Origin of the sequence: Rothia sp. HC945 (assembly GCF_051370785.1) — a bacterium.
Lineage (GTDB): Bacteria > Actinomycetota > Actinomycetes > Actinomycetales > Micrococcaceae > Rothia.
In genome coordinates this window covers 471,813-497,688 of record NZ_JBFCSN010000001.1, presented here as the reverse complement: position 1 = coordinate 497,688, position 25,876 = coordinate 471,813, and the positions used below count along the sequence as shown (strand labels likewise).

Annotated in this window: 22 protein-coding genes; 13 read left to right on the top strand and 9 right to left on the bottom strand. The window is 62.3% G+C overall.

Translation table 11 applies throughout. The annotated features are described in order from the left end of the window. The first annotated feature begins 84 nt into the window (after positions 1 to 84). The 7 genes from rapZ to secG all read left to right on the top strand — a co-directional run bounded on the left by rapZ (position 85) and on the right by secG (position 7,105). Complete coding sequence (gene rapZ, locus AB0Y14_RS02115; protein WP_436587626.1) at positions 85 to 1,002, top strand: RNase adapter RapZ; 918 nt, start codon at positions 85 to 87, stop codon at positions 1,000 to 1,002. Between the two features lie 8 nt (positions 1,003 to 1,010). Continuing rightward, complete coding sequence (locus AB0Y14_RS02110) at positions 1,011 to 2,036, top strand: gluconeogenesis factor YvcK family protein (protein WP_436587625.1); 1,026 nt, start codon at positions 1,011 to 1,013, stop codon at positions 2,034 to 2,036. 73 nt (positions 2,037 to 2,109) lie between these two features. Beyond that, positions 2,110 to 3,084: a DNA-binding protein WhiA gene (gene whiA / locus AB0Y14_RS02105; protein WP_436587624.1), complete on the top strand. Its 975-nt coding sequence runs from the start codon at positions 2,110 to 2,112 to the stop codon at positions 3,082 to 3,084. Positions 3,085 to 3,470: 386 nt separating this feature from the next. Continuing rightward, positions 3,471 to 4,475 carry a type I glyceraldehyde-3-phosphate dehydrogenase gene (gene gap / locus AB0Y14_RS02100; protein ID WP_436587623.1) on the top strand — a complete coding sequence of 335 codons (1,005 nt, stop codon included), beginning with the start codon at positions 3,471 to 3,473 and terminating at the stop codon, positions 4,473 to 4,475. 49 nt (positions 4,476 to 4,524) lie between these two features. Then, positions 4,525 to 5,748 (top strand): phosphoglycerate kinase, encoded by a 1,224-nt coding sequence (locus tag AB0Y14_RS02095; RefSeq protein ID WP_436587622.1) that lies wholly within the window; start codon positions 4,525 to 4,527, stop codon positions 5,746 to 5,748. A gap of 131 nt (positions 5,749 to 5,879) precedes the next feature. Beyond that, a complete protein-coding gene (gene tpiA, locus AB0Y14_RS02090; RefSeq protein WP_436587621.1) occupies positions 5,880 to 6,695 on the top strand; it encodes a triose-phosphate isomerase in 816 nt (271 codons plus the stop codon). Between the two features lie 161 nt (positions 6,696 to 6,856). Continuing rightward, the gene (gene secG, locus AB0Y14_RS02085; RefSeq protein ID WP_129314341.1) at positions 6,857 to 7,105 is read left to right on the top strand and encodes a preprotein translocase subunit SecG; all 249 of its coding nucleotides are present in this window, start codon (positions 6,857 to 6,859) and stop codon (positions 7,103 to 7,105) included. 173 nt (positions 7,106 to 7,278) lie between these two features. Here the strand turns inward: secG and pgl are convergent, their stop codons facing one another. From pgl to tkt, 5 genes are all read right to left on the bottom strand, one after another. Continuing rightward, positions 7,279 to 8,040: a 6-phosphogluconolactonase gene (pgl, locus tag AB0Y14_RS02080; protein ID WP_436587620.1), complete on the bottom strand. Its 762-nt coding sequence runs from the start codon at positions 8,038 to 8,040 to the stop codon at positions 7,279 to 7,281. Beyond that, positions 8,033 to 9,019, bottom strand: a complete 987-nt coding sequence (locus tag AB0Y14_RS02075) for a glucose-6-phosphate dehydrogenase assembly protein OpcA (protein WP_436587619.1) — start codon at positions 9,017 to 9,019, stop codon at positions 8,033 to 8,035. Before AB0Y14_RS02075 ends, pgl begins: the two co-directional genes overlap by 8 nt. Further along, a complete protein-coding gene (gene zwf, locus AB0Y14_RS02070; protein WP_436588796.1) occupies positions 9,019 to 10,530 on the bottom strand; it encodes a glucose-6-phosphate dehydrogenase in 1,512 nt (503 codons plus the stop codon). Before zwf ends, AB0Y14_RS02075 begins: the two co-directional genes overlap by 1 nt. A 119-nt stretch (positions 10,531 to 10,649) precedes the next feature. Further along, complete coding sequence (gene tal, locus AB0Y14_RS02065) at positions 10,650 to 11,750, bottom strand: transaldolase (protein ID WP_436587618.1); 1,101 nt, start codon at positions 11,748 to 11,750, stop codon at positions 10,650 to 10,652. A gap of 83 nt (positions 11,751 to 11,833) precedes the next feature. Next, a complete protein-coding gene (gene tkt / locus AB0Y14_RS02060; protein ID WP_436587617.1) occupies positions 11,834 to 13,954 on the bottom strand; it encodes a transketolase in 2,121 nt (706 codons plus the stop codon). Between the two features lie 341 nt (positions 13,955 to 14,295). On the opposite strand from tkt, the gene AB0Y14_RS02055 reads away from it, so the two are divergent. Continuing rightward, on the top strand, positions 14,296 to 15,312 hold the full coding sequence (locus tag AB0Y14_RS02055; RefSeq protein WP_436587616.1) for a heme o synthase: 1,017 nt from the start codon (positions 14,296 to 14,298) through the stop codon (positions 15,310 to 15,312). 337 nt (positions 15,313 to 15,649) lie between these two features. On the opposite strand, the gene AB0Y14_RS02050 is transcribed toward AB0Y14_RS02055, so the two are convergent. The 3 genes from AB0Y14_RS02050 to AB0Y14_RS02040 all read right to left on the bottom strand — a co-directional run bounded on the left by AB0Y14_RS02050 (position 15,650) and on the right by AB0Y14_RS02040 (position 18,476). After that, positions 15,650 to 16,663, bottom strand: a complete 1,014-nt coding sequence (locus AB0Y14_RS02050) for a COX15/CtaA family protein (protein ID WP_436587615.1) — start codon at positions 16,661 to 16,663, stop codon at positions 15,650 to 15,652. Positions 16,664 to 16,755: 92 nt separating this feature from the next. Beyond that, positions 16,756 to 17,574, bottom strand: a complete 819-nt coding sequence (locus AB0Y14_RS02045; protein WP_436587614.1) for an ABC transporter permease — start codon at positions 17,572 to 17,574, stop codon at positions 16,756 to 16,758. Beyond that, on the bottom strand, positions 17,571 to 18,476 hold the full coding sequence (locus tag AB0Y14_RS02040) for an ABC transporter ATP-binding protein (protein ID WP_436588795.1): 906 nt from the start codon (positions 18,474 to 18,476) through the stop codon (positions 17,571 to 17,573). Before AB0Y14_RS02040 ends, AB0Y14_RS02045 begins: the two co-directional genes overlap by 4 nt. Positions 18,477 to 18,711: 235 nt before the next feature. On the opposite strand from AB0Y14_RS02040, the gene AB0Y14_RS02035 reads away from it, so the two are divergent. From AB0Y14_RS02035 to AB0Y14_RS02015, 5 genes are all read left to right on the top strand, one after another. Next, positions 18,712 to 19,494, top strand: a complete 783-nt coding sequence (locus AB0Y14_RS02035) for a helix-turn-helix transcriptional regulator (RefSeq protein ID WP_436587613.1) — start codon at positions 18,712 to 18,714, stop codon at positions 19,492 to 19,494. Between the two features lie 12 nt (positions 19,495 to 19,506). Then, complete coding sequence (gene sufB / locus AB0Y14_RS02030) at positions 19,507 to 20,964, top strand: Fe-S cluster assembly protein SufB (RefSeq protein WP_436587612.1); 1,458 nt, start codon at positions 19,507 to 19,509, stop codon at positions 20,962 to 20,964. A gap of 93 nt (positions 20,965 to 21,057) precedes the next feature. Then, positions 21,058 to 22,284, top strand: coding sequence for a Fe-S cluster assembly protein SufD (gene sufD, locus AB0Y14_RS02025; protein ID WP_436588794.1), 1,227 nt, complete (start codon positions 21,058 to 21,060; stop codon positions 22,282 to 22,284). A 46-nt stretch (positions 22,285 to 22,330) separates the two neighbouring features. Beyond that, complete coding sequence (gene sufC / locus AB0Y14_RS02020; protein WP_436587611.1) at positions 22,331 to 23,095, top strand: Fe-S cluster assembly ATPase SufC; 765 nt, start codon at positions 22,331 to 22,333, stop codon at positions 23,093 to 23,095. After that, positions 23,092 to 23,433: a metal-sulfur cluster assembly factor gene (locus tag AB0Y14_RS02015; RefSeq protein ID WP_129314352.1), complete on the top strand. Its 342-nt coding sequence runs from the start codon at positions 23,092 to 23,094 to the stop codon at positions 23,431 to 23,433. Before sufC ends, AB0Y14_RS02015 begins: the two co-directional genes overlap by 4 nt. 73 nt (positions 23,434 to 23,506) lie before the next feature. Here AB0Y14_RS02015 and AB0Y14_RS02010 read toward each other — a convergent pair whose 3' ends face one another. Next, complete coding sequence (locus AB0Y14_RS02010; protein WP_436587610.1) at positions 23,507 to 25,600, bottom strand: PhoX family protein; 2,094 nt, start codon at positions 25,598 to 25,600, stop codon at positions 23,507 to 23,509. Positions 25,601 to 25,876: the final 276 nt, after the last annotated feature.

Sequence of the window (25,876 nt, the reverse complement as noted above, 5' to 3'; positions counted from 1 at the left end):
GGTGGAGGACGCAACGCCGAGTCTCGTTCTCGGTGAGGCGGACACACCGACATCTCGACACTTTGCACCAGCGGGAGCCAGCCTGTGAGCCAAGACAATCCAACGATCGACCCCGAACGATTGACGCCAGAGAAACCCGAGCAGACCGAGATGCTGGTCATCACCGGAATCTCCGGTGCAGGGCGCTCGACCGCCGCGCACACCCTTGAGGATGCCGGGTGGTACGTCGTGGACAACATTCCCCCGAACCTGTTGGGCCCACTGGTGGACCTGGTGGCCAGAGCCCCGCAGTCGATGCCGAAACTGGCCGTGATCATCGACATTCGCGGCAAAGCGCTGTTTGCCGACTTCAAGGAAGCATTCGACGTGCTGCAGAACGCCCCGGTCGAGTTCACGATGCTGTTCCTCGATGCGACGGACGAGACGATCATTGCGCGCTACGAGGCCCAACGGCGCCCGCACCCTCTCCAAGGGAATGGTCGGATCCTGGACGGCATTCGCGCGGAGAGGGACCTCCTGGCGGACCTCAAGGAGCGGGCCGACGTCGTCCTGGACACCACGAAATACAACGTGCACGAACTCTCCACGGTCATTTCCCAGACGTACTCCGTGGACGGCCCTTCGATCGTGAACATCACGGTCATGAGTTTCGGGTTCAAGTATGGCGTTCCGGCCGATGCAAACTTCGTCGCGGACGTTCGATTCATCCCGAACCCTCATTGGATCGCCGAGCTTCGGCCGCACACCGGCCAAGATGCACCGGTCAGAGATTTTGTTCTCGGCAATGACGGCGCAAACAAGTTCGTGGACTTGTACGTTGAATCCCTGAAGCCGGTGATCGATGGTTACCGGACAGAGAACAAGCACTATGCGACCATCGCCGTCGGCTGCACGGGCGGAAAACACAGATCCGTGGCGGTGACCGAGGAGATCGCCAAGCGACTCGGACAGTTGGAGAACGTCACCGTCAATTTCCAGCATAGAGACCTTGGTCGTGAATAGGGGCAGACATGGTTTACTCTTCCCATCAACTGGACCGCCGGGTCCCGGGATCTCGGCATTCACCCAAGGTCGTGGCACTGGGTGGCGGACACGGACTGTATGCGTCCCTCAGTGCGCTGAGGCTCGTGACTCCGCACATCACCGCCGTGGTCACGGTCGCCGACGACGGCGGGTCGTCGGGGCGCCTGCGAGACCAGTTCAACGTTCTGCCTCCTGGAGACCTCAGGATGGCTCTTTCCGCACTGTGTGACGACTCCGAATGGGGCCACTTGTGGCGGGAAGCCATCCAGCACCGGTTCTCTGCGCTTCCCGAAGCTCCCCGTGAAATCGACGGTCACGCGATGGGGAATCTTCTTCTGGTCAGTCTCTGGCAACTCCTAGGGGACCCTGTTGCGGGTTTGGAGTGGGCCTCGCGCCTCGTCGAGGCGCGGGGACGTGTTCTTCCCATGGCATTGGACCCCCTGGTCATCTCCGGCGAGGCCGTGGCCGAAGACGGCACACGCGAGCGACTCGTCGGTCAGGCAAAACTGGCCAAGGCCGAGAGGGTCGAGAACCTCGTCCTGGAACCGGCCGATGCGCGCGTGTGCGAGGCGTCCGTCCGGGCGATCAAGGAAGCGGACTGGGTCATTCTCGGCCCGGGATCCTGGTTCACCTCAGTGGTTCCTCATCTCTTGCTCCGGGAGAGTCGTGAAGCACTCTGCGAGACCAAAGCAAAGATCTGCGTGTCCATGAACTTGAGCCTCGAGGAGAAGGAGACCGCAGGGCTCGGCGCTATCGGGCACCTAGAAGCATTGGAGGAGTACGCTCCCGAATTGCGCATTCGGGCCGTGATCGGCGATCCCACGTCCATCCAGGAGCAGCAGGCCTTCGAACAGGCCGTTCGCCGACGTCAGGCCAAAATGGTGTGGAGCGATCTGCGGACCCGACAGGGTGAGAATCTGCATAATCCTCTGCGGCTCGCGGCCGCCTACCAGGAGGCCATGCGGGTTCCTGACAATTCTTTCGGCGTGGAACCTGACACTCCGAGCGTGTAACCTCACCTAGGGACCGGCGACCCCCCGGGGGTCGGTCCGTGCTCCACATATCATCAGTCCGGAGGAATACTGAATGGCCCTGACGGCTCTCGTAAAGGACGAATTGGCGAAACTCGAGGTACCAAAATCCTCGACTCGCCGGGCCGAGGTAGCGACCGTGCTTCGTTTTGCGGGCGGTCTGCATCTTGTGTCGGGCCAGATCGTCATCGAGGCCGAACTGGATCATCGCGAAACCGCGCGACGGGTCCAGACGGCCATCGAAGAGCTTTATGGCCACCACTGCGAACTCATCACGGTCTCTGGCGGTGCGCTCAAGCACGGCGGCCACTACGTGCTCAGGGTCCAGCGTGGGGGAGAGGCATTGGCACGGCAGACCGGTTTGCTCGACACCCGCGGTCGGCCGGTGCGAGGGCTTCCGCCCACAGTGGTCAACGGTTCGCTGGCCGAATCCGAAGCTGTGATGAGGGGCGCATTCATGGCTCATGGCTCGCTCACCGAACCCGGCCGTTCCTCCGCCATGGAGTTCACGTGTCCCGGCCCGGAAGCGGCCCTCGCTCTCGTTGGATCGGCACGCCGCCTCGACATTTTCGCCAAGGCCAGGGAGGTCCGTGGCGCGGATCGCGTGGTCGTCCGAGATGGCGAGACGATCGGGCAACTCTTGCGACGTATGGGGGCCAGTGGTGTCCTGTCGCAGTGGCAGGATCGTCGAACGCACCGGGAGGTCCGTGCCACCGCGAACCGGCTCGCCAACTTCGATGACGCCAACCTGCGGCGATCCGCGCAGGCTGCGGTCGCCGCTGGTGCCAGGGTCGAGCGAGCGCTGGAGATCCTCGGAGACGATGTCCCCGAGCACCTGCACTACGCCGGCCGGCTGCGTCTCGCCCATCGCCACGCGAGCTTGGACGAACTGGGGCGATTGGCCGATCCGCCGCTGACGAAAGATGCCATCGCAGGCCGCATTCGCCGTCTGCTGGCCATGGCCGACAAGCAGGCCGCCACCGAAGGCATTCCCGGGACCGACACTGCACCACAAGGCACCTCCCGCTGAGGCCCCTCTGATGTTATTGCCCTCAGGCGATGCGGCACATCTTCATGCGTCCATGAGCAGACAAACTCGTCGAACGACTTCAGCTCTGAGCGTAAATTAGCCACACGATCCCACAGAAGCACACGCAGAACCCCGGGAAGCCCCGTCTTCCCGGGGTTTTTGCGTGGCATCATGGGGCGTTCGAGGGGCGGAAACGGTCATCGGTCCCAAAAAATCCCGCAGAAACACACCCAAACACACACAAAATCACCTAAACTGGGATCAGAACCGAACGGACGGTGTCGTCATCGATTCCCAAACCATCCGACGCCTCACGTTCGGCAGGGTGCATTTCTTCGGAAAGCACTCCCAACGATAAGCACTCAAACTGAGGAGTTTGATCTCAAGTGACTGTACGTATTGGTATCAATGGTTTTGGTCGAATCGGCCGCAACTTCTTCCGGGCCGTTCGTGAGCAGGGCGAGAACATCGAGATCGTTGCGGTCAACGACTTGACCAGCCCCGAGACTTTGGCTCACCTCCTCAAATACGACTCGATCCTCGGGCCCCTGAAGGCTGAGGTCGAGGTTCAGGACGGCAGCATCCTGGTCGACGGCAAGAAACTGCAGGTCCTCTCCGAGAAGAACCCTGCTGACCTGCCCTGGAAGGACCTCGACATCGACATCGTTCTTGAGTCGACCGGTCTGTTCACGGACGGAGCCAAGGCCAAGGCTCACCTCGACGCCGGTGCCAAGAAGGTCGTTATTTCGGCCCCGGGATCGAACCTGGACGGTACGTTCGTCATGGGCGTGAACGATGACACGTACGACAACGACACGCACCACGTCGTGTCGAATGCTTCCTGCACCACCAACTGCCTGGCACCGCTGGCGAAGGTTCTGGACCAGAACTTCGGAATCAAGGCAGGTCTCATGACCACGATCCACTCCTACACCGCGGACCAGCGCCTGCAGGACGCTCCCCACAAGGACCTGCGTCGTGCTCGTGCCGCGGCGGTCAACATGATCCCGACGTCGACCGGTGCCGCCCGCACCGTGGGGAAGGTCTACGAGCCGGTCGCCGGCAAGCTGGACGGCATGGCCTTCCGCGTGCCGACCATCACCGGTTCCATCGTCGACCTCTCGCTGACCCTCGAAAAGGACGTGACCGCGGAAGAGATCAACGCCGCCGTCAAGGAAGCCGCCGAGGGCGATTACGAGGGAATCATCAAGTACACCGAGGACCCGATCGTCTCGACCGACATCGTCGGCGAAGAGATCTCCACGGTCTTCGACGCCGAATTGACCTCCGTGCTCAACGGCCAGGTCAAGGTGTTCGCCTGGTACGACAACGAGTGGGGCTTCACTTCCCGCACCGTGAAGTTCGTCAACAAGTTGGCTGCAGAGCTCTAAGATAGGGAACGGATCGCTTTCCCTACAACGAGGTTTGGAGAATACCACCATGGCACATGCTCTGGACGAGCTTTTGGCCGATGGTGTCGAGGGCAGGCACGTTCTGGTCCGTTCGGACCTGAACGTGCCTCTCGACGGCACAACGGTGACCGATGACGGTCGCATCAAGGCGTCCTTGCCGGTTCTGAAGAAGTTGGCCGACGCCGGGGCGCGGGTCGTCGTTATGGCGCACCTCGGTCGACCCAAAGGCCAGGTCGATCCGCAGTTCTCACTCGCGCCCGTGGCCTCGAGGCTGTCCGAATTGGCGGACTTCCCGGTGACCACAGCGGAGGACACGGTCGGTAGCGACGCACAGGAGAAGGCGTCTTCGCAACAGAACGGCGAAGTGCTCGTTCTCGAGAACGTCCGCTTCGACCCGAGGGAGACCAGTAAAGACGATTCCGAACGCGGTGCGTTCGCGGATGAACTGGTTGCCGTCGTCGGGGACGAGGCAGCGTATGTCGATGATGCCTTCGGCGCGGTGCATCGCAAACACACCTCGGTCTACGATATTGCGACCAGACTTCCGGCATTCATGGGTGATTTGGTCAAGACCGAAGTAGATGTACTGTCCAAGCTCATTGAGAAGCCTGATCGTCCCTTCGTGGTCGTGATGGGCGGATCGAAGGTCTCCGACAAACTGGCAGTGATCGACAATCTGATCGGCAAGGCTGACGCTTTGCTCATCGGCGGCGGCATGGGGTACACCTTCACCGCAGCCCAGGGGTACAACGTCGGCAAGTCCTTGCTGGAAAAGGACCAGATCGACACGGTCAAGGAGTACCTGGACCGAGGAAAATCCGAAGGAACGGAATTCGTGCTCGCCACGGACGTGGTGTGGGCCTCGGCGTTCGCCGCGGACGCGGACCACGAAGTCCGTCCTGTGGAATCGCTCGAAGAAGGGAAGATCGGGGCCGAAGGCCTGGGACTGGACATCGGTCCGGAAACGCAAAAAACCTTCGCACGGTACATTGCCGAAGCCCGGACAGTTTTCTGGAACGGCCCCGTTGGAGTCTTCGAAATGGAGGCTTTCGCTCAGGGAACGAAGACGGTCGCCCAGGCTCTCGCGGACACGGAGGCCATGACCGTTGTCGGCGGCGGCGACTCCGCGTCCGCCGTGCGCAACCTCGGATTCAACGATGACCAATTCGGGCACATCTCGACCGGTGGCGGAGCATCCCTCGAATATATCGAGGGCAAGAATCTGCCGGGTCTGGACGTTCTCGGAGCGTGATCGGTTTCGCGGCGGGTCGACCCACGGACGTGGTCGGCCCGCCGTCTTGCGTCGGAGGATGCACGGATCCGACGGATGTTTCGCCCGCACATCAGACATCAGCGACGATGCTCACCGAAAGGACATAGACTTTGACGACTCAGACCAACGGAGCCTTCGATCGAACCCCACTGATCGCCGGTAACTGGAAAATGAATATGGACCACGCAGAGGGCGTCGCTCTTGTGCAGAAGCTCGCGTGGACCCTCGATGACGCCAATTTCGACTACGACCGGGTCGAGGTGGCCGTGTTCCCGCCGGCCACCGATCTGCGGTCCGTGCAGACCTTGGTCAATGGGGACAAACTCAAGGTGGAGTATGGCGCCCAGGACCTGTCGGATCAGGATTCCGGGGCCTACACGGGTGATATCTCAGGCGCGTTCCTGAAGAAGCTCGAGTGCACCTACGTCCTGGTCGGCCACTCCGAGCGCAGAACCATTCATCAGGAAGACGACGAGCTCTGCTCCAAGAAGGTTGACGCCGCATACCGTCACGGGCTGACCCCAATACTGTGCGTCGGTGAAGGGCTGGAGGAGCGCAAGGCCGGGAACCACGTCGGGTTCACCCTCGAACAGCTCCGCGGTTCGCTCAAGGGCCTGTCTGCTTCTAACGCCAAGACTCTGGTCGTGGCGTACGAGCCGGTATGGGCCATTGGTACAGGCGAGGTCGCGGGTCCGGAAGACGCCCAGGAAATGTCCGCTGCCATTCGGGCGGAGCTCGAAGATCTCTACGACGCCGAGACCGCATCCAGCATCAGGATCCTTTACGGGGGTTCGGTCAAGGCGGCCAACGCGGCGGCGACTCTCGCTGAGAAGGATGTCGACGGCGTCCTCGTCGGAGGCGCGTCCCTCAAGGCCGAGGAATTCGCGAATATTGCACGCTTCGAGAAGCACGTGGTTTCCGAATAGGCCGCTGGCGGGGGACTGAGGTCTCCTCCGTTCCCCGCCCACCGGAAGCACCCGCCAACGAGGCACCGTCTTGACCCATGGCGTATAGTCGGGTCGGAGGAACAGAGCCCGGCGTCTGCTGAGCAGGCCGGACTGAGACACGAAGTCACCGAAAGGTCGAAGTGGAAATTGTACGTTGGGTCCTCTTGGGGATCATCGCGCTGACCAGCATCATGACGGTTTTCTTCGTCCTGCTCAACAAGGGCAAGGGCGGCGGACTGTCCGACATGTTTGGCGGGGGAATGAGCACTTCCCTGAATTCATCCGGCGTCGCTTCGAAGAACCTGATACGTCTGACGGTCACTACGGCCGTCATTTGGGTTCTCGCGATTATCGGCTACGCCCTCTTCCTGCGCTTCACGGCCGTCTGAGACGAATCGCGGTCGGGCCGTTGCATCGACCCAAGCGATCAGCTGGGTGCAACGTCCTGTCCATAGACAAGGAGCCCGGTTGCCATGTGATATGGCAACCGGGCTCCTTTGTGCGTCGTCCCGAAGCACGCCTGGCCCGTGGGGATCTGCCGACCGGCCGATGCCGCCCTGGCTCAGCTCAACGCATCCCGGGAGACCAGGTACAGGGTTTCGTCGGCTCCCCGGGCACCGGACGCGGGTGTTTCGACCAAGGCATCCGCCGACGGTTGTCCGTCACGTTGGGACAGCACGCGGCCGAAGGCATCGTGTTTGTCCTCTCCGGAAACAAGGAACCAGATCCTGTCCGAGTCATTGATCATGGGGAGGGTCATGCTTACGCGATCCGGCGGGGGCTTGGGGGAGTTCTCGACGCCGACGACGTCGGGCTCTTCCACTCGGATATCCGAGCCTCCTGGGAACAGAGAGGCGAGATGACCGTCCGGGCCCATCCCTAGCAAGGACACCGCAAATCGTGGCGCCCGGTGGCCGCGTTCGGCGAATTCTGCGAGCTCGCGAGCGTACGCACGGGCCGCCTCGTGCTGCGTCGCGTACTGGTCCGAGGCACCGATGACGTGCAGATTGGCAGCTGGTACGGGTCCGTTGCCGAAAAAGGCCTCGAAGACTTGATGCGCGTTGCGCTCAGCATCGCCAGTGGGCAGAAACCTCTCATCCGACCACCAGACGTGCACGCACGACCAGTCGACGGTCTCAACCAGAGGGCTCTGCCTCACCTTCTCCCAAATAGCGGTACCGAGAGATCCTCCGGTGATGCTGATGTGGACGGGCTGGCCTTCCGCCGTGCGATCGCCCAGCAGCAGCAAAAGCCTCGCAGCTGCCGCTTGTGCGACGAAATCCTTCGTCGGATAGGGGATAACCGCGGTACGGTTCTCAGGCATCGTACACCTCCGTATAGTCGCTGGGATCTCCCGCAGGGACTGGCGCAGTGCCCTGCGTGAATCGCACTTCTGATCGGCTGAGGGCCTCGTTGAGAACCTCGCCGAAGACTTCGTCCGGATCCAATCGCCGAAGTTCTTCCGCCAGGCACTCCGCGAGGGACCGGACGGGTAAGGCGATCTGCTGATCCGCACTTCCCGGGATGGAAAGCGTCGCGATATTTCGGCCGGGTCGGTAGATGGTGACTTCCCCGTCGTCGCGGCACAGCGTGACCCGGTAGAGGCCACGGGGTTGCGCGCTCTCACGAATCTCGACCGTTGCCCCCAGTCGGTAGCCCATCCATGTGCCCAGAAGCAGGACCGAAGGCGACTTTTCGGAGCCCTCCACGATGACTTTGTTGATGCGATGCTTTTGGGTCTCGTCCATCACCGCGGCCAACTGTATGCGCCACAGCGTCAACCGGGTCCAGGCAAGATCCGTGTCCCCAGGGGCGTACCGTTTCCGCAGTTCATTCAGCGACTCCCAGGGGACTTCGGCCCTGGCCGAATCGGTGATTCGGCGGTGGGCAATGCGTCCGATGGAGTGGTCCGCCGGGCAGTCAGGCAGCGAATGGGGCCACCATGCGACGATCGGTGCATCGGGAAGTAACAGCGCCGCAATCAGGGACTCCGAGGCGTGGGCCGACTCGCCCCAACCGCGAAGGACAACGATTTCACTGGCGCCGGCGTCGCCGCCCATGCTGGCCTCGGCATCCAACCGATTCGCTGCCTTCGGATCGTGGGAGATGTGCACAATGATCCGGCAAGGGTGCTCGTGGCTGGCCGCGATGGCGGCCTCTATGGCCCTTTCCGAGTGACCCATGTCGGCCATGATCACGAGAGTGAGCACGCGTCCGAGAGTCCGGATGCCCGTCTCCTCGCGCATTCTGGCCAGTTCTTTGTCGACGTCCGAACTCGTCGTGTCCTTGAGTGTTCGAATCATTACGGCCTCCTCCAAGCACGTCCGTCACGAGCCAGTAGTCGATGCGCGGATTCCGGACCCCACGACCCGGGGGCATACTCTTCGGGCGAAACCCCATGGTCTCCCCAGTATTTCTCGAACGGGTCGAGGATCTTCCACGACAGTTCGACCTCCTCATGCCGCGGGAAGAGCGGCGGTTCGCCGAGCAGCACGTCCAGGATCAGGCGTTCGTACGCCTCCGGGCTGGATTCGGTGAATGAGTGACCGTACCCGAAGTCCATACTGACGTCCCGCAATTCCATCTGCGTTCCCGGAACCTTGGACGCAAAACGAATGGTCACGCCTTCATCGGGCTGAATCCGGATCACGATGGCGTTCTGGCCGAACTCCTCATAGGAATTCTCGCGGAACAACAGGTTGGGGGAGCGCTTGAACACCACGGCGATCTCGGTTACTCGTCGGCCCAACCGTTTACCGGCACGAAGATAGAACGGGACGCCGGCCCACCGTCGGTTGTTGATATCCAATTTGATGGCGGCGAAAGTCTCGGTGCGAGAGTCCGACGGAATGTCCTGTTCGTCCTTGAACCCCTTGACCTCTTCTCCGCCCTGGAACCCACCGGCGTACTGTCCGAGGGACGAGTAGCTCTCCAAGTCTTCGGGCAGGGTGACGGCTGCCAGCACTTTGGCCTTCTCGTCACGCAAGTACTCGGCGTCGAACCGGAGAGGTTCCTCCATGGCGGTCAGCGCGAGCAACTGCAGAAGGTGATTCTGAATCACGTCCCGCGCGGCACCGACGCCTTCGTAATATCCGGCTCGGGAACCGATCCCGATATCCTCGGCCATGGTGATCTGAACGTGGTCGACGTAGTTCGCATTCCAGAGGGGCTCGAACATTTCGTTGGCGAACCGAAGGGCCAGGATGTTCTGAACCGTTTCCTTGCCCAAGTAGTGGTCGATCCGGAAAACCGAGTCGGCCGGGAACACGCTTTCTACGATCTCATTGAGCTCGCGTGCGGACTCGAGGTCGTGTCCGAATGGCTTTTCGATGACAACGCGCCGCCAGCCCTCGGTCTGCTCCGGAGAGGCCAGGCCGTTCTCGGCCAGTTGCGTGCAGACCGCTTCGAAGGCGTTCGGGGGAATCGACAAGTAGAAGGCGTGGTTCCCCAGCGTCCCCCGGGTCCTGTCCAGTTCCTCGAGGGTTTCCTTGAGACGGCCGAAGGCCTCCGCGTCATCGAAGGCGCCCTGGACGAACCGGATGCCCGCAGTCAGCTGGTTCCAGACATCTTCTCGGAAGGGCGTCCGTGCGTGGTTTTCGACGGCCTCCCGGACTTGTGCCCGGAAGTCGTCGTCCGACCACTTGCGCCGGCCGAAACCGACGAGGGCGAACCGGGGCGGGAGAAGCCCACGATTCATGAGGTCGTAAATGGCCGGCAGGAGCTTCTTGCGGGCGAGGTCGCCGGTGACGCCGAACAGTACCAGGGCGGAGGGGCCTGCGACCCGCGTCAGTCGGCGATCCTGTGGATCGCGCAGGGGATTTGAATCTTGTGGAGCGGACACACCATTCCTTTGTTCGAAAAATGTGACAGGGTCGCGTCACCGGCTGGGAAGCGCCGTGGAGGACCCACCAGAGGTCCTCCACGGCGACCGTGTTACTGGCGCAGGGCCGAGGACACGGTGTCGAGCAGTTCTTCCCAGGAATCCTCGAATTTCTGGATTCCTTCGGTTTCCAACTTCTCGACGACGTCGTTGTAGGAAACCCCGACCTTTTCCAGTGCGTTGATGTCGGCTTCCGCTTGATCGTAGGTTCCGGACACGGTGTCTCCGGTGATTTCGGCGTGATCGGCCGTGGCCTCGAGAGTCTTTTCCGGCATGGTGTTGACGGTGTTCTGGACCACGAGCCCGGTCACGTACATCGTGTCCGAGTAGGCCGGATCTTTCGTACCGGTGGACGCCCACAGGGGACGCTGCGGCTGAGCGCCGGCTTCTTCGAGACGCTTCCACCGTTCGGTCGAGAACGCCTCCTCGTACACCTGGTAGGCGAGTCGAGCATTGGCGAGACCGGCCTTGCCCTTGAGGCCGAGTGCCTCGTCGGTACCGATCGAGTCCAATTGCTTGTCCACCTCGGCGTCGACGCGCGACACGAAGAATGAGGCCACCGAGTGGATCTTGCTGAGGTCGTGACCGTTCTCCAGCGCCCGCTCGAGCCCCACCATGAAAGCATTGATCACGGCCCGATAGCGTTCGAGGGAGAAGATCAGGGTCACGTTGACGCTGATTCCAGCGGCGAGCGTTGCCGCGATGGGTTCGAGGCCCGCTTCCGTGGCAGGAATCTTGATCATGACGTTCTCGCGACCGACGCTCTCATGCAGCCGCTGTGCCATCGCCACGGTGTCGTCAGCCTTGTGAGCGAGGCGGGGATCGACCTCAATCGACACGCGCCCATCGACTCCCTGCGTGGCGTCGTAGATGGTGGCGAAGACATCGCACGCGTCGCGGACGTCGTCGGTCGTGACGGTGAAGACCGCTTCCTCGACGTCGGCTCCGGCCTGGGACAGCTCCTTCATCTGTTCGTCGTAGGCGTCTCCCTGGGACAGGGCCTGAGCGAAGATCGTCGGGTTGGTCGTCACGCCGACCACGTTGCGGTTTTCGATGAGTTCGTCCAGATTGCCGGAGCTGAGACGTTCGCGGGACAGGTCGTCCAGCCAGATGGAGACGCCGGCATCGGAAAGCTTCTGAGTTGGTGTTGACATGGTGTTCTCCTCTTGACGATGAGTGGGGCCGATGCAAGAAAGAAGCGGGGCAGCCCGAGGCGACGGGCGGCCCCGCTTCGAGATCAGCCTTGTGAAGCGTTGATGGATTCCTTGGCGGCCTCGACGACCGCCTCCGGCGTAATCCCGAATTCCTTGTACAGCGTCTTGTAATCGGCGGACGCCCCGAAGTGGTCGAGCCCGACCGCGCGACCCGTGCTGCCCAGAAGGTCGTTCCAGGACATCGGCAATCCGGCCTCGACGGCGACCCGGGCGGTGATTCCGGAGGGGATCACGGACTCCCTGTAGGAGGCGTCCTGACGGTCGAACCACTCACGGCAGGGCATCGACACCACGCGAGCCGAGACTCCGTCCTGGCTGAGCGTCTCACGTGCCTCGAGCGCCAACTCGACCTCGGAACCCGTCGCAATCAGGATCACGTCAGGTTCTGCATCGGTATCGGCCAAGACGTACCCGCCCCGAGCCGTGCCTTCAGCGGACGCGAACTTTTCGCCGTCGGCTTCCGGGTGGAGGTCCTCACGGGCCAAGGTCGGCAGACCCTGACGAGTCAGAGCCAGACCCGCGGGCCGCTCTTTCTGCTCGAGAATCGTGCGCCATGCGACGGCCGTCTCGTTCGCGTCTCCCGGGCGGACGACGTCCAGGTTCGGGATCGCGCGAAGCGTCGAGAGCTGCTCGACCGGCTGATGCGTCGGGCCGTCCTCACCCAGGCCAATAGAATCGTGTGTCCACACGTAGATCGACGGAATTCCCATCAGCGCAGAGAGGCGGATGGCAGGCCTCTGGTAGTCGCTGAAGATGAGGAACGTCCCGCTGAATGCGCGGGTCGGGGACGAAAGCACGATGCCGTTGACGATCGCCGCCGCGGCATGCTCGCGGATGCCGAAGTGCAGGACTCGTCCGTAGGGGTTCGCGGTGAACTTCTTGGTCGAACGGGCCGAAGGGTTGAACGAATCGGCGGATTCGATGGTGGTGTTGTTGGAACCGGCCAGGTCGGCAGATCCGCCCCAAAGCTCGGGGAAGGTCTCGGCGATCGCGTTGATGACCTTGCCGCTCGCCGCGCGTGTTGCCAGCGCAGAGCCTGCTTCGAAGACCGGGAAGGAGTCCTTGTAGTTCTCCGGCAATTCGCCCTGGGAGAGCCGCGCATACAAGGACGCAGCTTCCGGGTTCTTCCCCTGCCATGACTCGAAGGACTTGGTCCATTCCTCACGCTCCTGGCGGCTCCGTTCCTGGACCTGCCGGGTGTGGGAAAGAATATCCTCTTCGATCTGGAAGGACTTGTCGGGATCGAAGTCCAAGATCTCCTTGACGGCCTTGACTTCGTCGCCACCCAGCGCCGAGCCGTGGATTCCGCCGGTGTTCTGCTTGTTCGGGGCGGGCCAACCGATGACCGTCTTGAGGGCGATCAGCGTCGGCTTGTCTGTGACTGCCTTGGCATCGCGGATCTGTGCGTAGAGTTCCTCGACGTCCTCCGAGTAACCTGTTCCGCCGTTGGTCCAGTCGACCGAGCGAACGTCCCAGCCGTAGGCCTCGTAGCGCTTCTCGACGTCCTCGGTGAACGCGACGTCGGTATCGTCCTCGATGGAGATCTGGTTCTGATCGTAGAAGACGATCAGGTTGCCCAGTTGCTGGTGACCGGCGAGCGAGGACGCTTCTGACGTCACGCCCTCCTCCAGGTCGCCGTCCGAGGCAATCGTGTAGATGGTGTGGTCGAACGGGCTTTCGCCGGCGGGAGCCTCGGGATCGAACATGCCGCGCATCCGACGCTGCGCGTATGCGAAGCCAACGGCCGAAGAGAGCCCTTGTCCCAGGGGGCCGGTCGTGATTTCGACGCCCTTGGTGTGCTTGTACTCGGGGTGACCCGGGGTCAGCGATCCCCAGGTGCGCAAGGCTTCGAGATCCTTCATCTCGAGTCCGTACCCCGAGAGGAAGAGTTGGATGTAGAGGGTCAGCGACGTGTGACCCGGAGACAGGATGAAGCGGTCTCGCCCCGCCCAGCGATCATCCGTCGGGTCATGGCGCATGACCTTCTGGTGCAACAAATAGGCGAGGGGTGCGAGGCTCATGGCCGTTCCCGGGTGCCCGTTTCCGACCTTTTCCACGGCGTCGGCCGCCAGTACCCGCACCGTGTCCACCGCGCGCTGGTCCTCGGTCGTCCATTCGAGCTTTTCATTCAGGTTCGGCACCATTTGCCCCTTTCTCAGAAAACACAGGCGAGGCCGCGCCATCGGATGGCCACGCTTTCGCCATTTCCGATTCCAACCATAATTGACCTGGGGTCATGAGGTCAGGGGTGTGAGCCGACAGCGGAAGAAAGATTCGCATTCGGCGGAAGAGACCGAAATATCACGCGGCCCTCTAGGGCGGTAACCCCCTTCCGTTATATGATGAGAGATGCTTTCGAAACCGCGGGCCACGACATTGCGCACCGCTCGCACCGCGGGACCTGGTCTTCATCCGGTCAGCGGAATCAATCACGAAGGGTCGATGAGTGAAGCGCCAAAGTTCTAGCGACAGGAGGCCGGCAGCGATGAATAACGTTGCCGCCGGGGCGGACCACGAGGTCCCGAGCCCGTCGCTTCCGACAGGTCCTCCCGAGTCCGCGGTTAACAGCGCCGCCCCTCGGGGTGCCGTGACGAGTGCCCAGAAAGTGGGACTGCGTCGCAAGATCAAAGGATTCGTTCTCCTGACGAAGCCCGGCGTCATCGAACTCCTGCTGGTAACCACGGCCCCGACCATGATCTTCGCCGCGGGTGGCTTGCCGAACCTGTGGCTCATTCTCAACACCATGATCGGCGGCGCCATGGCGGCCGGGGGCGCGGGGGCATTCAACTGTTACATCGACCGCGACGCCGACCGTCTCATGAAGCGCACCGAGCGTCGCCCACTCGTGACCGGTGAAATCACTGATCGACAGGGGCTCGTGTTCGCGTGGGCGTTGTCGATCGTTTCCGTGGCGTACCTGACTCTTCTCGTCAATCCTCTGGCCGGCGCGCTCGGCCTCGGCGCGATCTTGCTCTACGTCGTGTTCTATTCGATGTTCCTGAAGCGCCGCACCACACAGAACATTGTGTGGGGAGGGATCGCCGGTTGTATGCCGGTCTTCATCGCCTGGGCCGGGGTGGAGAACAGGCTGAGCTTCTCCTCGTTGGTCCTTTTCGTCATCATCTTCCTGTGGACCCCACCGCATTACTGGCCGCTCTCGATGAAGTACGCGGAGGACTACCAGAGGGCGGGGATCCCCATGCTCGGTGCCATCGCCTCGGCGAAGGCCGTATCGGTACAGGTCGTGCTCTATGCATGGGCCACCGTGATCTGCTCTCTGATGCTGATTCCCGTCGGCGGAGCCGGCTGGGTGTACGGTCTGACGGCTTTGCTCTCCGGTGCGTGGTTTATTTGGAAGTGCCACCAGCTTCACCAGCGCGCTCTCGCCGAGGAAGCGACCTCGCGCACAGCCATGGTCGTGTTCCACGCTTCGATTACTTACCTGACGCTCGTCTTCGTCGCCCTGGCCGTGGATCCTTTTGTCGGAGGCCCGGTCCTGTAGCTCGAGTCTGCAACTCGAGCCGGCCCGCGGGTGAGAGGCCACGAGAATATGGGAGCCATGGACCGACGTGGTCCTCCCAAGTGCACCCACGATGAGTTCATGGCTTCCGGGTGAGGCATCAGGCTCACCCCGAACAGAAATTCTCAGAACGAATGCTCAGGCCGGTCGCTCTGGTCCACGATGGTTGACGGGGGCCCGGCGAGAGCGAGGTCCTGTCATGGGGGGGGGGGGGGGGGGGGGCTGATTGACGGCAGCTCCAGCATTGTTTGGCCGGTCGCCAAGTACGGCCCATTCGCCGTAGTGCTGACCGGGTCGCGGCCCCTGTTGCCGGCTACCTTCAGATGATGCCGTTGGCCTCTGCGATCTCCACCCGACTCTCGGCGAGGTCTCGGAGGGTCGGGGTGCCCAGAACCACCATGCGTTCCAGCAGCGCGGTGACAGACCAGATGAGCAGACCAGCACCGATGAGGTGGAACCAGACAAGGAACCCCGGCGAACCGGTGAAGTACTGCGTGTAACCGATGGCGCCCTGGAACAACATCACGAGCACGATGATCCATGCATTTCGAGAGACTGCGGGCGCCCAATTCTTGCGCTTGGCCAGGACCAGAGTCGCCATCACGAGGACCAGCAGGACCCATACGGGGAGGCTGTGCAACCGGGTGACCACCTGGGGATCGAAGGCGTGTCGGGCGCTGTCCGTGTCGCCTGAGTGTGGTCCGGTTCCGGTGACCAGCGTCCCCATGTAGACGGCGACGGTGGTGACGACGGCGATCACGATGCCCAGGAACCGTTGGACGTTGTCCGCTTCCGGACGGTCGCTCAGCCGCTCGGACTCGATGACCTTCCTCATCGAGTAGCGCCTGACCCTGGCGTAGAAGATGGCAGCCAATGCCACCATGAACCCGGACAGCATGAAGTGGACGCCGACCATCCAGGGATTGAGCCGCAACCACACGGAAAGCCCCCCGACGACCGCCTGGACTATCACACCCAAGCCGAGGACGAAGGCAATGCCGAACAAATCGGTGTACCGTCCGCGCAACCGCCAGACCGAGATGAAGGTCAGGAGGGCAATGATGCCGACCGCACCGGTCAGGGTGCGGTTGCCGAACTCGATGAAACCGTGAATACCCATCGCCGGGACGTTGGTCCAGGAATCCGAGGTGCATCGCGGCCACGTGGGACAGCCAAGGCCGGATCCCGTGAGTCGAACCAGGCCACCCGTCAGAACAAGAAGGAAGTTCACCAAAATCGAAGCAATGCCGAGGGTGCGGACCCACCCGTTGACGTTCAGCGGGATGAACCGGTCGAGGAACGAGCCCCGACGAATGGCGGATGTGGTGGTCATGAGTGCACCTCAGATGGAGAACGACGTCGAATACGCAATGCCTTACCCATTATTCGTGGTCAGCCCCGTCGAAGCGAATGGAACGGGCGTGGTCATGACCACTTGAACCAGCGCCTCGCGGCAAGACCCGCAATGACGATCCACGCGATCAGCACCAGATGTGGGCCCCACGCGAATTGGTGAGCGAGCATGCCCGCCCGCAGTGCTTCGCCCAGGGCGCCTGACGGAAGCAGCTCGATGAACCAGGAACCACCGCCCGGGAAATGGTGGGCCGGTATGAGAGAACCGCCCAGCGCAGCCAGGACGACCCACAGCGTATTGACGACGGCGAGCGTCGCCTCGGCCCGGACCGTCCCCGCCACCAGCAGACCCACCGCCGTAAACGCGGCGACGCCCAAGACGAGTGTCGGAAGAGACAGCAGGAACCCCGGGACATCAGGGTTCCACCCAAGGAACAGGCCGACGACGCCCATGACGACATACTGGATAAGCACCACCGTCAGGACGGCGACGGCCTTTCCTGCAACAAGCCCGCCGCGTCCAAGCGGCGTCGTCGAGAGAAACCTGAGGACGCCGTATCGGCGATCGAATCCCGTGGCAATTCCCTGTCCGGAGAGCGCCGTGGACATCGCGCATAGGGCCAGAACACCAGGCATCGCGACATCTATCCGAGAACCCCCGAACTGCTCGGCCCACCCGTCCAGAAAGCCGGTGAAAGCGAGCCCGAAGAGCGCCATCAGCGGAAAGAGGATCAAGAGCATGAGCTGCTCGCCGTTCTTGAGCATCGCCAGGGTCTCGTATTTGCCCTGTGCGAGGATTCGCCTCCTTGCGGAGGCGGGTTCCCTGGCTCCATCGGTCCGCCGGAATGCGGCCGAGTCGATCGGCGTGTCGGTCTCGGTGCTGTGGCTCATCGAATGGTCCTCCCAGATATGTCGAGGAACAGGTCTTCCAGGCTTCGGGGCTTCAGCTCCAGACTCGTGGGAAGTTCTCCGAGCTCGGTCCAGGTTCCGGTCAGATGAGACAAATGCTCCGGGCGGATCGGACCGGAGATTTCGTAGGATCCGGCGTGTTCTTCCCTCAGGGTGAGGCCTTCCGCCAGGGGAGCCGGGAAGACATCGAGCAGCTGCATGCCGTGCCGTGACACGGCGAATCGAAGGGTCTTCCGGTCCTCACTGTTGTTGAGCAAGTCGTCGACCTGTCCCTCCACGACATTGCGTCCCTCGTCGACGATGTAGACGTCGTCCGCGAGCCGTTGGGCGTCGTCCATGAGGTGCGTTGTGAGCACAATGCACGTGCCGGATTCTTTGACCTCGCGAACAAGGTCGAAGACGACGCGGCGGGATTGGGGATCCAGACCGGCGGAGGGCTCATCCAGGAAAAGGACTTCAGGATCGCCCACGAGAGCCGCCGCCAGGGCCACACGCTGTCGTTGGCCCCCGGAGAGGCGACGAATATTGGTGCGGTCGAAACCGTCGATGCCCAGCCGGGAGACCAGAGCATCGACGTCGGCAGGTTTGCGATACATCGAGGCCACATGGCGCAGAAGCGGGATGGGGCGTATTGCCTGGGGCAGGCCCCCTTCTTGGAGCATGATCCCGACGCGGGCCCTCAACGAGGGGCCAGCCTTCCAAGGGTCTTCGCCCAGCAGTCTCACCCTCCCCGCGGTGGGCTTGAGCAGGCCCTGAGCGCACGAGAGGGTCGTGGATTTCCCTGCACCGTTGGCGCCCAGAAGAGCCGTGACTTTGCCGGGGGCCGCACGTAAACTGATCCCGTCGACGGCCCTTAGCGTGGCCTGACTCTCAGCGCCCGGCATCGCCCGGTTGCGTTTCCTGCGCGGTAGGGAGAAGTCCTTGCGCAGATCGTCGATCAGCAACGCTGGTTCGAATTCCGACGGTGAGACTCGCTGCCGGTTGTCATCATGAAGTGGCACTGTCACAGTCTACGATGCAGTGCGGTCACCAGGGTGCATTGTGATGCAGGCCGCCGCTGGTCACGGGCAAGGTCGCCCTTACTGGATGCGCGGGAATAGATTAGGACATAATTTAGTTGTGTATTTCGTGAAGGAACAAGCCCAAGCCCAGGGCGCCTCTCAGCAGGGAGGTGCCGAAACCGAAGAAAGGACCCGGGATCGGGTCCTCCAGGGAGTGCTGGCACACGGTCCCGTGTCCGCGGCAGATCTCGGTCGACATCTCGGCCTGACGCCCGCGGCCATCCGCAGGCATCTCGAAGCACTCGAGAAAGACCAGCTCATCGAAATCACGTTGGTCCGCAAGCAGGGTGCCGGTGCTGGGCGTCCGGCCCGACGGTACGTCATCGCGCCGCAGGGGCACGCGAGGCTCGGCAACGACTATCTGGACATTGCCATTGACTCGCTCAAGACTTTGCGCGGCGCCATGGGGCACGAGGCACTCGAAGAATTTGCTCACCGTCGCTTCAAGGATATGGAGGAACGCTATCGTCCGATCGTTGACGCAGCCGGCCCCGATATCTCGGATCGCGCCAAAGCACTCGGCGACGCCATGACTCGTGACGGCTTCGTGGCCAGCACCTCGGTCATGGCCATGGGCGAGGCTGCCAAGACGGTCGAGTTGCCGGAGCACCTGCTCTCCAGCATCCAGCTGTGCCAAGGCCACTGCCCGGTGCGTGACCTTGCCGAAGAATTTCCCGAGTTCTGTGATGAAGAGACTCGAGTCATCGCATCCCTTCTGGGTGTCGATGTCCGAAGGCTCTCCACCATGGCTGGGGGAGCCCATGTTTGCACCACACACATCCCGTTGGCTCGCGGGACACATCAAGCCACCGCTTCCTCTCGGGGAAGCGACACTCAGTAAGGAAAGGTCTCAATGACTGAACAAGTTGAGCGCAATGCCGACGGAAACGTCATTTCAGACGTTCTCGAGAGGAACCCGGAGCTGGAAGGCATCGGGACGTACCAGTACGGCTGGTACGACTCGGACGACGCCGGCCAATCGGCCAAGCGCGGTCTGAACGAGGACGTTGTCCGCGACATCTCCGCTAAAAAGAGCGAACCGGAATGGATTTTGAACCTGCGGCTCAAGGCCCTGAAGTTCTTCGACCGCAAGCCGATGCCGACCTGGGGTGCAGACCTCAACGAGATCGACTTCGACAACATCAAGTACTTTGTCCGTTCCACGGAGCGTCAGGCCGAGTCCTGGGAAGACCTGCCGGAGGACATCCGCAATACGTACGAGAAGCTCGGCATCCCCGAGGCCGAGAGGAACCGTCTGGTCGCCGGCGTGGCGGCTCAGTACGAGTCGGAGGTGGTTTACCACCAGATTCGTGAGGACCTCGAGCGCCAGGGCGTGATCTTCATGGACACCGACACCGCGCTGAAGGAACACCCCGAATTCTTCGAGGAGTACTTCGGTACGGTCATCCCGGTGGGAGACAACAAGTTCGCCGCGCTGAACACGGCGGTCTGGTCCGGAGGCTCGTTCGTCTATGTTCCCCCGGGAGTCCACGTGGAGATCCCGTTGCAGGCCTACTTCCGAATCAACACGGAGAACATGGGCCAGTTCGAGCGGACCCTCATCATCGCGGACGAGGATTCCTACGTTCACTACATCGAGGGTTGCACGGCGCCGATCTACAAGTCGGATTCCCTGCACTCCGCCGTCGTCGAAATCGTGTGCAAGAAGAACGCACGAGTTCGCTACACGACTATCCAGAACTGGTCGAACAACGTGTACAACCTCGTGACCAAGCGGGCTATCGCTCACGAGGGCGCGACCATGGAGTGGATCGACGGCAACATCGGTTCGAAGGTCACCCAGAAGTACCCGGCCGTCTACATGACGGGCGAACATGCCAAGGGCGAGACCCTCTCGATCGCTTTCGCGGGCGAGGGCCAGCACCAGGACACCGGTTCGAAGATGGTGCACATCGCGCCGAACACCTCGAGCTCGATCGTCTCCAAGTCCGTGGCCCGCGGTGGCGGGCGCGCGGCCTACCGAGGCCTTGTGCAGGTCAGAGAAGGCGCCAAGCATTCGAAGAACAATGTGGTCTGCGATGCCCTCCTCGTGGACACGATCTCCCGGTCGGACACGTATCCCTACATCGACATCCGTGAGGACGAAGTCACTCTGGGCCACGAGGCGACCGTCTCCCGGGTCTCCGAGGAGCAGTTGTTCTATCTCCAGCAGCGCGGTCTTCCCGAGGATGAGGCCATGGCGATGATCGTACGCGGCTTCGTCGAGCCGATTGCGCGCGAGCTCCCCATGGAGTACGCCCTCGAGCTGAACCGTCTTATCGAACTCCAGATGGAAGGATCCGTAGGCTAAAAGATGACTGATCAGATCAAACAGGATCAGACGGAGACCCGCGAGAACGTCGGCGGAGTCCACGTCGGTGAGGCTCGCCCGGCGATCCCGGGAATGGACCAGGAAGGTGAGAAACTCTCCCCGGATCTGGCCACGGATGACACCATTGGCGCCAGAAAGTCCGCGAATGCGGGCGAGAACGGATCGCAGGTCATGCACTCCCGCGCCGAACGGCCCTGGAGTTTCGACGTCGCTGACTTCTCCGTGCCCAACGGCCGTGAGGAAGAATGGCGTTTCACCCCGATCAAGAAGCTTGCCCCGCTTTTCGAGGACGTTGCGACCGAGGAAGTCGAGGGCGGTCCCGCCGCCGAAGTGAGTTTCGACGGACCGGAGTCGTGGGTGTCGGGCGAGCTGGCCTCGGGTCAGGCTCCCCGGGACACCGTGCTTCGACCGGCCGACCGTGCCGCCGTCGTGGGATCTGCCAATGCGCCCCAGGCTACGTACATCCGGATTCCCGACAATGCGGAGCACGCAACTCCCGTCGCGGTCCGAATCAATGGCAAGTCGGCCTCGGCAAGGTCCAACAGTCATGTGGTCATCGAGGCCGGCGAGAATTCGCACAGCACCTTGGTCATCGAGCACACCGGGTCGGCGATCCACAACGGCAATGTCGAGATCATCGTTGGTCAGGGAGCCACGCTCACCGTGATTTCCTTGCAGCGCTGGCAGGATGACACGCTCCACGTGGGTCAGCACGATGCCGAGGTCGGCAAGGACGCGCACTACAAGCACATCAGTGTGACGCTCGGTGGCGACGTCGTCCGTCTGAACTCGAACGTGAGGTTCAGTGACGAGGGCGGCAACGCTCAGCTGTTCGGACTGTATTTCGCCGACGCAGGCCAGCACCTCGAGCACCGTTCCTTCGTCGACCACAATGCTCCCCGCAACACGTCCAACGTGCTGTACAAGGGTGCATTGCAGGGGGAGAAGGCCCATACCGTGTGGGTGGGCGACGTCCTCATCCAGAAGGCCGCTGAGGGTACGGATAGCTATGAGAAGAACCAGAACCTGGTGCTGACCGACGGCGCCCGTGCGGATTCGGTGCCCAACCTCGAAATCGAGACCGGCATCATCGAGGGTGCGGGGCACGCCTCGACCACGGGACAGCTGGACGACGAGCACCTCTGGTACCTCATGGCTCGCGGCATCCCCGAGAAACAGGCCCGACGCCTCGTCGTGCGTGGCTTCCTCTACGAGATCGTCCAGCAGATCGGCGATGCCGACCTCGAGGACTCCCTGATGGAGGCCCTGGAGGATGAGCTGGCGATCAGCAACAACTAAAGCCCGTCCGGCACTCGAAGAACTTCACAACTTTCAGAGGAGAACAATGTCCACTCTTGAGATCAAGGATCTGCACGTATCCGTCATCCTCGATGACGAAAACACCAAGCCGATCCTCAAGGGCGTCAACCTGACCATCAAGTCGGGCGAGATCCACGCCATCATGGGCCCGAACGGATCCGGCAAGTCCACCCTGGCCTCGACCATCGCCGGTCACCCGAAGTACACGGTCGATTCCGGCGAGATCCTGCTCGACGGCGAGGACGTGACCGCGATGTCGGTCGACGAGCGCGCTCGTGCGGGTCTCTTCCTGGCCATGCAGTACCCGGTCGAGATTCCCGGAGTCACGATGTCCAACTTCCTGCGTTCCGCGAAGACGGCCGTGTCCGGTGAGGCCCCGGCCCTGCGTACCTGGACCAAGGACGTCAAGGGCGCGATGAACCAGCTGAAGATCGATCCCGACTTCGTCTCGCGCAATGTCAACGAGGGATTCTCCGGCGGCGAGAAGAAGCGCCACGAAATCCTTCAGCTCGAACTCCTGCAGCCGAAGTTCGGAATCCTCGACGAGACCGACTCCGGCCTGGACATCGACGCCCTGCAGGTGGTTTCCGAGGGCGTCAACCGCGCGCACGAGGCCAACGACCTCGGCGTCATGCTGATCACCCACTACACGCGCATCCTGCGCTACATCAAGCCCGACTTCGTCCACGTCTTCGTCGACGGACACGTTGCGGACCAGGGCGGTCCCGAACTGGCCGATCGTCTCGAAGAGGAGGGCTACGTCGGTTACCTCCAAGGAGCCAAGGCATGAGTGAAACCGCAACCGAAGCACCCGAGGGCCAACCCGGTCGTCAGGAGATCGAGGATGCACTCGCGAATGTGATCGACCCGGAGCTCGGTGTCAACATCGTCGATCTCGGCCTGTTGTACGGCACGCGCTGGGACGACGAGGGCGGCCTGATCATGGACATGACCCTGACGACGGCCGCGTGCCCGCTCCAGGACGTCATCGAGGAACAAGTGGCTCAGAACCTTGAGCCGCTCGTGGACGAATGGCACGTCAATTGGGTTTGGATGCCGCCGTGGGGCCCCGAGCGCATCACGGAGGAAGGGCGCGACCAAATGCGCGCCCTCGGCTTCAACATCTGACGGATCGTCCGTCACAGTACAGAGGCCCGGTTCCCGCGCACCACAGTGTGCGGGAACCGGGCCTCTGCGTTGATCAGGCCCCGATCGGGCCGTAGTCCTTCTTCCAGACGACCGCGGTGGACGGACGAGCGGTCGAGGTGCCGCCATCGGGCCAGTGGGACGTCGTGGACTCCACGGTGGCCTCCTCGTCCTCACCGGGGTGCTGCACGTTGACCAGGACCCTCTTCTCCCTCACGATCGGTCCGCAGGTTTCGGCCCCCTTCGGCACCGTCAGGAACTGTTTGGTGAGACCTCGCGTGGCCGCATCCAACGAGACGGCGAACAGGCCATCGTTGGATTTCAACGCATTGCCGTCAGTCGAGATCCACACGTTGCCGTGGTCATCGAAGGCCAAATTGTCCGGGCAGGAAATGGGGGAGACGGAGGACTTGTCGAAGCCGCCAAAGTAGGTTTCCGCGTCGTCCGGATTGCCGCAGACCAGGAGAAGGTTCCAGCCGAAGGTCGTGCCGGTGTGGTCATCGTCCATCTCGAGGACCATGCCGTTCTTGTTCTCCTTGATGGGGGCGTATTCGGCCGTCGGTGCGTCATTCTTGCCCGGCCGGTTGGCACCTCGGTAGGAATTGTTGGTCAAGGCCGCATACACTTTGCCGGTTTTCGGGCTGGGCTGGACGTCTTCCGGGCGGTCCATCTTGGTCGCTCCTGCCTCGTCCGCGGCAAAACGTGTAAACACCAGGACCTCTTCGCCGGACATCCCGTCCACGTGGGAGGTGACGGTGCCGTCGGCGGTGCACGTCGCCAACTCGAGCCATTGGCCGGTGCCGTCGAACGCACCGTCCTCGGGCAGCGTGCCCTCGGTGAAGTCCGGCGAATTCCCTTCGAAGCGGGCTGCGTAGAGTGTTCCCTCGTCCAGGGTCCTCATGTTCTGCTTCCTGGCCTCGTCTGAGGTACCCGGTACGATCTTTCGCGAGCTGACGAATTTGTACAGGTACTCGAACCGTGTGTCATCGCCCGAGTAGGCGACTACGGAACCATTTTCCGTCACGTGAATGGTCGCGGCCTCGTGCTTGAAGCGGCCCAGGGCGGTGTGTTTGATCGGGGTGGACGTGGGATCCCAAGGATCCACCTCGATGATGTAATTGAAGCGGTAAGGCTCATTCGGTTCTTTGCGAATGTCGAACCGGTCGTCGAAGTCTTCCCAGTGCCGCGCGGTCTCTGAGTCTTCCATGCCGTATCGCTTGTATCGGCTCCTCGCGGTCTGGTCCTGCGCTTCCGAGCCACCGGCGAAGTACTGGTCCACGTTCTCTTCGCCCGAGAGAATCGTGCCCCAAGGCGTCAGGCTGCCGGAGCAGTTGTTCAGCGTTCCCCGGACCTTGGTACCGGAGGGATCCGCCGACGTCTTCGTGAGATCCGATCCTGCGGCGGGGCCGACGAGGGCGAATTCCGTGGTCGCCGTGATGCGCCGGTTGTATTTGCCCATGACCGGCCGCAGTCGCCCATCTCGATCGTTGCCCTGCACCTCCACGATGCTCAATCCGTGGGATTCCCATTCCGTCCGTACCTGTTGTTCGGTGGGGTTATCGGGGTCGTATCCGGGAAACATCTGCTGCGGCGTCGTGTACTCGTGATTGCTGACCAGGAGGAACCTGTTGCGTTGGCCCTCGATCGGCAAGAGTTCGGCGAAGTCGCAGTTGAAACCGAATTGACCGGCCGCCGATTCGGGGGACTGGTGGTTGAGGTCCCAGCTCGGCGCACCGGGGACCACTGGGTCACCCCAGCGGATCACGACGTCGCTCGTGTAGCCTTGCGGGACTTTGAGCGCGTCTTCCGTGTTGGGGGCAACCGCCTCGAATCGCAGTCCTGGCGGTGCAGAGGACGTTGCGCCGGCGGATGCTTCCCCCGACGCACTACCGGGCGCACTGGCCTCGGCGCCCGGACCGCGCGCCGCCAAAACACTGGTGCCGCCGACGGTCACCGCCGCCGCTCCGAATCCCTTGAGGACGGCCCGTCGGTCGAATTTGCGCCTCACGATGTCACGAAAGTATTCGTTCTCCGACGTGTTCGGGACCGGCTTGGCACACGCATTCCCGCACTTGTAGAGGCAGGTGCGATGAGAGCGACCGGACGTGAAGTCCAACAAGTTCAGCAGAGTACGGCCTTGAGGGGACAAATTTCCTCCTGTGCGGGATCGGTGTGATGCAAAAGGTGGCCGAGGCCACGCCTAGAACCTAGGCGTGCGCCGTTACTCGGAACCGGCCGCGCGATGAAGGACACGGCAACTCATGGTTAACGGCACGCGGGTCCGCGCGGAGTTCCTCGTCTCACGTTCGAGGGAGGGTTCGGGATTGCGCGCAGTCCCGTAGTATGGAAAGGATGTGCGTGCTCGTTGTGGCAAGACAGCCCGGCGTTCGACGCGAATACTCTTCCTTCCCTTACTGTTCGAAAG

Coding starts and splice junctions, on each gene's coding strand:
- AB0Y14_RS02055 (WP_436587616.1), top strand. CDS start 14,296: ATGAATAACGTTGCCGCCGGGGCGGACCACGAGGTCCCGAGCCCGTCG.
- sufB (WP_436587612.1), top strand. CDS start 19,507: ATGACTGAACAAGTTGAGCGCAATGCCGACGGAAACGTCATTTCAGAC.
- AB0Y14_RS02015 (WP_129314352.1), top strand. CDS start 23,092: ATGAGTGAAACCGCAACCGAAGCACCCGAGGGCCAACCCGGTCGTCAG.
- sufD (WP_436588794.1), top strand. CDS start 21,058: ATGGACCAGGAAGGTGAGAAACTCTCCCCGGATCTGGCCACGGATGAC.
- whiA (WP_436587624.1), top strand. CDS start 2,110: ATGGCCCTGACGGCTCTCGTAAAGGACGAATTGGCGAAACTCGAGGTA.
- AB0Y14_RS02040 (WP_436588795.1), bottom strand. CDS start 18,476: ATGCCGGGCGCTGAGAGTCAGGCCACGCTAAGGGCCGTCGACGGGATC.
- AB0Y14_RS02050 (WP_436587615.1), bottom strand. CDS start 16,663: ATGACCACCACATCCGCCATTCGTCGGGGCTCGTTCCTCGACCGGTTC.
- AB0Y14_RS02095 (WP_436587622.1), top strand. CDS start 4,525: ATGGCACATGCTCTGGACGAGCTTTTGGCCGATGGTGTCGAGGGCAGG.
- tal (WP_436587618.1), bottom strand. CDS start 11,750: ATGTCAACACCAACTCAGAAGCTTTCCGATGCCGGCGTCTCCATCTGG.
- AB0Y14_RS02110 (WP_436587625.1), top strand. CDS start 1,011: ATGGTTTACTCTTCCCATCAACTGGACCGCCGGGTCCCGGGATCTCGG.
- tkt (WP_436587617.1), bottom strand. CDS start 13,954: ATGGTGCCGAACCTGAATGAAAAGCTCGAATGGACGACCGAGGACCAG.
- AB0Y14_RS02075 (WP_436587619.1), bottom strand. CDS start 9,019: ATGATTCGAACACTCAAGGACACGACGAGTTCGGACGTCGACAAAGAA.
- AB0Y14_RS02045 (WP_436587614.1), bottom strand. CDS start 17,574: ATGAGCCACAGCACCGAGACCGACACGCCGATCGACTCGGCCGCATTC.
- pgl (WP_436587620.1), bottom strand. CDS start 8,040: ATGCCTGAGAACCGTACCGCGGTTATCCCCTATCCGACGAAGGATTTC.
- sufC (WP_436587611.1), top strand. CDS start 22,331: ATGTCCACTCTTGAGATCAAGGATCTGCACGTATCCGTCATCCTCGAT.